This is a genomic window from Amaricoccus sp., assembly GCF_036846665.1.
Classification (GTDB): domain Bacteria; phylum Pseudomonadota; class Alphaproteobacteria; order Rhodobacterales; family Rhodobacteraceae; genus Amaricoccus.
Genome location: NZ_DAIUBO010000295.1, coordinates 1 through 4,127, shown reverse-complemented (window position 1 = coordinate 4,127; position 4,127 = coordinate 1). Strand labels below are relative to the sequence as shown.

General features: G+C 70.2%; 5 protein-coding genes. 3 read left to right on the top strand and 2 right to left on the bottom strand.

The genetic code is table 11. The annotated features are described in order from the left end of the window. The 3 genes from V7050_RS19020 to V7050_RS19010 all read left to right on the top strand — a co-directional run. On the top strand, positions 1-327 hold a 327-nt coding region (locus V7050_RS19020), incomplete at its 5' end, for a hypothetical protein (protein WP_324411036.1). Between the two features lie 177 nt (positions 328-504). Continuing rightward, a complete protein-coding gene (locus tag V7050_RS19015; protein WP_324365915.1) occupies positions 505-1,599 on the top strand; it encodes a PLP-dependent cysteine synthase family protein in 1,095 nt (364 codons plus the stop codon). Continuing rightward, positions 1,596-2,423: an alpha/beta hydrolase family esterase gene (locus V7050_RS19010; RefSeq protein WP_324365917.1), complete on the top strand. Its 828-nt coding sequence runs from the start codon at positions 1,596-1,598 to the stop codon at positions 2,421-2,423. The genes V7050_RS19015 and V7050_RS19010 overlap by 4 nt, the downstream gene beginning before the upstream one ends. 133 nt (positions 2,424-2,556) lie before the next feature. Here V7050_RS19010 and V7050_RS19005 read toward each other — a convergent pair whose 3' ends face one another. Both V7050_RS19005 and V7050_RS19000 read right to left on the bottom strand, forming a co-directional pair. Then, the gene (locus V7050_RS19005; protein WP_324365918.1) at positions 2,557-3,402 is read right to left on the bottom strand and encodes a DMT family transporter; all 846 of its coding nucleotides are present in this window, start codon (positions 3,400-3,402) and stop codon (positions 2,557-2,559) included. 159 nt (positions 3,403-3,561) lie between these two features. Further along, the coding region (locus V7050_RS19000; RefSeq protein WP_324411035.1) for a transglutaminase-like domain-containing protein at positions 3,562-4,127 on the bottom strand (566 nt) is incomplete at its 5' end.

Genomic DNA, 4,127 nt, shown 5'->3' with positions numbered 1-4,127 from the left:
GAAGTCGGCGAGGGCATCGACGTGACCGCCGACATGCAGCAGGTGCTCGACAGGATCACCGGTGCCCTGACGGGGATCACCGACCAGGCCTCCGCCGAAGCCGCCGCGCCAGCGTTGGCCGAAGCGGATGCGGCGCTCGAAGGCATGACGGCGACGGTCGAGGCTCTCCCGGCGGAAGCGCGCACGAGCCTGCAATCGGCGATCGCCGCGGCGCTCCCGGCGATCGAGGGGGCCGCGGAGAAGCTGACTTCGGACGCCACGATCGGTCCGATCGTCAAGCCTGCGATCGACGGCATCCTAGCGAAACTGAGGGCCTACGCCGGCTGAAGCGGATCGCGCCGGCGGCAACGCCGGCGCGAAAGCCGCCGCACCGATTTCCCTCCTGCATGGCCGAGGTCTGTGCACGTGCGATATGCGTGCTATCTTCGGTCCGACACGGAAAATCGGGCGCATGTGGACCACTCGCTTCGCGGTGGCCGGATCGGAGCAACAGGGGGAACTACCATGAACATCGCGAGCGGAAACGGCGGCGTGCTGCGCAGCACCAAGGGACGCGGGCGGCTCTTCGACAGCATCATTGAGACCATCGGCGACACGCCCTGCGTGCGGATCAACCGGCTCGCGCCCGAGGGGGTGACGATCTATGCGAAATGCGAGTTCTTCAACCCGGCGGGCTCGGTCAAGGACCGGCTGGCGATCAACATCATCGAGGCGGCCGAGCGCGACGGGACGCTGAAGCCCGGCCAGACCGTGGTGGAGGCGACCTCGGGCAATACCGGGATCGGGCTTGCGATGGTCTGCGCGGCGAAGGGCTATCCGCTGGTGGTGACCATGGCCGACAGCTTCTCGATCGAGCGCCGGCAGATGATGCGCTTCCTCGGCGCGCAGGTGGTGCTGACGCCGCGGTCGCAGAAGGCGGTGGGGATGTACATGAAGGCCAAGGAGCTCGCGGATGCGAACGGCTGGTTCCTCGCGCGCCAGTTCGAAACCGAGGCCAATGCCGACATCCACGAGAGCACCACGGCGCAGGAGATCATCGGCGATTTCGCGGGGTCGAGGCTGGACTATTTCGTGACCGGCTACGGCACCGGCGGCACGGTGTCGGGCGTGGGGCGGGTTCTCAAGAAGCATTGGCCCGAGGCGAAGATCATACTCTCCGAGCCGGAAAACGCGCAGCTCGTCGGCTCGGGCCAGCCGCAGGAACGCTCGCCCGACCACGGCCCGGCCAAGGGTCATCCGGCCTGGGAGCCGCATCCGATCCAGGGATGGACGCCGGATTTCATTCCCCATGTCCTGCAGGAGGCGATCGACGGCGGCTATTACGACGCGCTGATCCCGATCGCCGGGGCGGAGGGCATCCGCTGGGCGCGCGAGCTGGCGGCGAAGGAGGGGATCATCACCGGCGTTTCCGGCGGCTCGACCTTCGGGGTGGCGATGGAGATCGCGAAGAAGGCCAAGGACGGTAGCGTGATCCTCGCCATGCTGCCCGACACCGGCGAGCGATACCTGTCGACGCCGCTCTTCGAGCCTTTCGCCGCCGACATGAGCGAGGCGGAACTCGCGATCTCGCATTCAACGCCCGGCTATCACATGCCATGACGCGGGCGGCGCCGGGGCGCCGCTTCCGGGCGCTGATCGTGCTCGCGCTGCTGCTCGCGGCGCCGATGGCCTCGGCCTGCGGCGTCGAGAGCGATTGCCGGGTGGGCGCGCGCAGCTACCGGCTGATGCTGCCCGAGGGCCGCGACGGCAGCGCGCCGACCGGCGCGCTCTTCTTCCTGCACGGCTATCGCGGGACGAGCGAGGGCGTGATGGCGAATGCGGCGCTGCGGGCGCTGGCCGAAGAACTGGGCATTGCCTTCGTGGCGTTGCAGGCGGCGGGCGACGAATGGAATGCGCCGGGGGCGCCGGCGCAGGATCGGCCGATGAATGCGGACGAGGCCGCCTATCTCGATGCGGTGGTCGAGGATCTCGGCCGGCGGATCGCGCTCGACCGCGACCGGATGCTGGTGGCGGGCTTTTCCTCGGGCGCGATGATGGTCTGGGGCCTCGCCTGCGCGCGGGGCGACGCCTTCGCCGGCTATGTTCCGGTTTCGGGCACCTTCTGGGCGCCGATCCCCGAGGCTTGTCCCGCCGCGCCGCTGAACCTGATCCACTACCACGGCACCGCGGACGAGGTCGTGCCGCTGGCGGGCCGCGCGATCGGGGAGGCCCGGCAGGGCGACGTGCCGGCGGCGATCGACATGCTGGCGGCGGCCGGCGGCTACGGCCCGCCCGAGCCGGTGGCGGCCGAGGGTCTGGACTGCACCCGGCGGGTCGACCCGGCCGGGCATCTGCTGGAGCTCTGCCTCTTCGACGGCGGCCACGGCCTGAACCCTGCCTTCATCGCGCGTGCCTGGGACCTGCTGGTCGGGCCGGTCCGCTGAGCGCTGCCGGCGGATGGGCGGAGCCTTTGGAACGTGCGCGCGCGCACAAGCTGCAACACTTTGATTTCATGTGGATATTCTCGCCGTTATGTTTCGGGCGCTTCGCGCGCGCCACCAGAGCCCGCGTTTTGCCCTATCGGGCGAGGCGCAGGAGGGCGCCGCCGAGCAGGGTGACCATCGTCGAGGCCACCTTGGCGAGGTCGAGCCGCTCGCCGAGCAGGAAGACGCCGATCAGCAGCGCAAAGACGATGCTCGTTTCGCGAAGGGCGGTCACCAGCGCGATGGGCGCCTGGGTGAAGGCCCAGATCACCATGGAATAGGCGACGAAGGAGGCGCCGCCGCCGAGGAGCATCGCGCGCTTGCCGCGCCGGAAGACCTGCGTGAGCAGCCCGGGCCGGGTGAGCGCCATCAGGCCCGAGAAGACGGCGGCATTGCCGATCGAGGCCCAGCCGAAATACCCCAGCGCCGTGCCCGCCAGCCGCGCGCCGGTGCCGTCGACCAGCGAATAGGCGGCGATGAAGCCGCCGGTGGCCAGGGCGAGCAGGGCGGCATGGCGGTTGCGCAGCCCGTCCCGCTGGCGCACGAGGCTCATGCTCATGATGCCGGCGCCGATGGTCAGGACGCCGAGAAGCTCGAGCGGCGCCAGATGGACGCCGAGAAAGGCGACCGAGACGCCGGCGACGAGCAGCGGCGCGGTGCCGCGGGCGATGGGATAGACCTGGGTCAGGTCGCCGATCCGGTAGGACATCATCAGGAAGAGCTGGTAGCCGGTATGCAGGAGCAGCCCCGCCAGCAGCCAGGGCCAGCTCTCCGGCGCCGGGAAGGGCACGAAGGGCAGCACGACGAGCGCGATGGGCACATGGCCGATCACGACCGCGGTCATGCCGAGATGCTTGTCCGCACCCTGCTTGACGAGCGCGTTCCAGGCGGCATGCAGGAGGGCCGCCGCGAGGACGGCGAGGAAGACGGGCGTGGACAAGGGCGGACGGCCTTCGCGGAACGGGCGGGCAGCATCCGATGCGGGGCGGGGAATGTCGAGGCGGAAACCGGCCCCGTGCGGAACCGGTGCCCGGCCCCCCGCGGGGCCGCCGCCGACATGGTTCCGGCCCGGGACCCGAATGCGGGGAAGGGCGCGCCTTCAGGCGGCGATCTCGTCGATCCAGACCCGGAAGCCGCTCAGGGTATTGGGCCCGAAGGTGTGGGTGAGCGGCACGTCGGCCGCGTCACGGCCCCGCGCGATCAGCACCCGGCCCCGGCGCGGCGCATTGTTGCGCGGATCGAAGGCCCACCAGCGCCCGCCGAGATAGACCTCCATCCAGGCGGCGAAATCCATCGGCTCATAGGGCGGCGGCAGGCCGATGTCGCTGATGTAGCCGGTGCAGTAGCGGGCGGGGATGTTCATGCAGCGGCAGAAGGTGACCGCGAGATGGGTGAAGTCGCGGCAGACCCCGCGCCCCTCGGCATAGGTCTCGGCGGCGGTGCGGGTGGGCCGGGAATTCTCGTAGCCGAAGCGCACGTGGTCGTGGACGAAGTCGCAGATCGCCTGGACCCGGCCCCAGCCCGAGGGCCCGTGCTCGAAGAGCCGCCAGGCCTCGTTGGAGAGCAGGTCGGTCTCGCAATACCGGCTGGCGAGCAGATAGCCCAGCGTCGCGGCGGGCAGGGCCTCCACCGGGGGCTGGGTCGCCGTGAGATCCACCGGATCGG

Bases quoted from the DNA above. Each gene is read 5' to 3' on its own strand.
- V7050_RS19015 (WP_324365915.1), top strand. From the start codon at position 505: ATGAACATCGCGAGCGGAAACGGCGGCGTGCTGCGCAGCACCAAGGGA.
- V7050_RS19010 (WP_324365917.1), top strand. From the start codon at position 1,596: ATGACGCGGGCGGCGCCGGGGCGCCGCTTCCGGGCGCTGATCGTGCTC.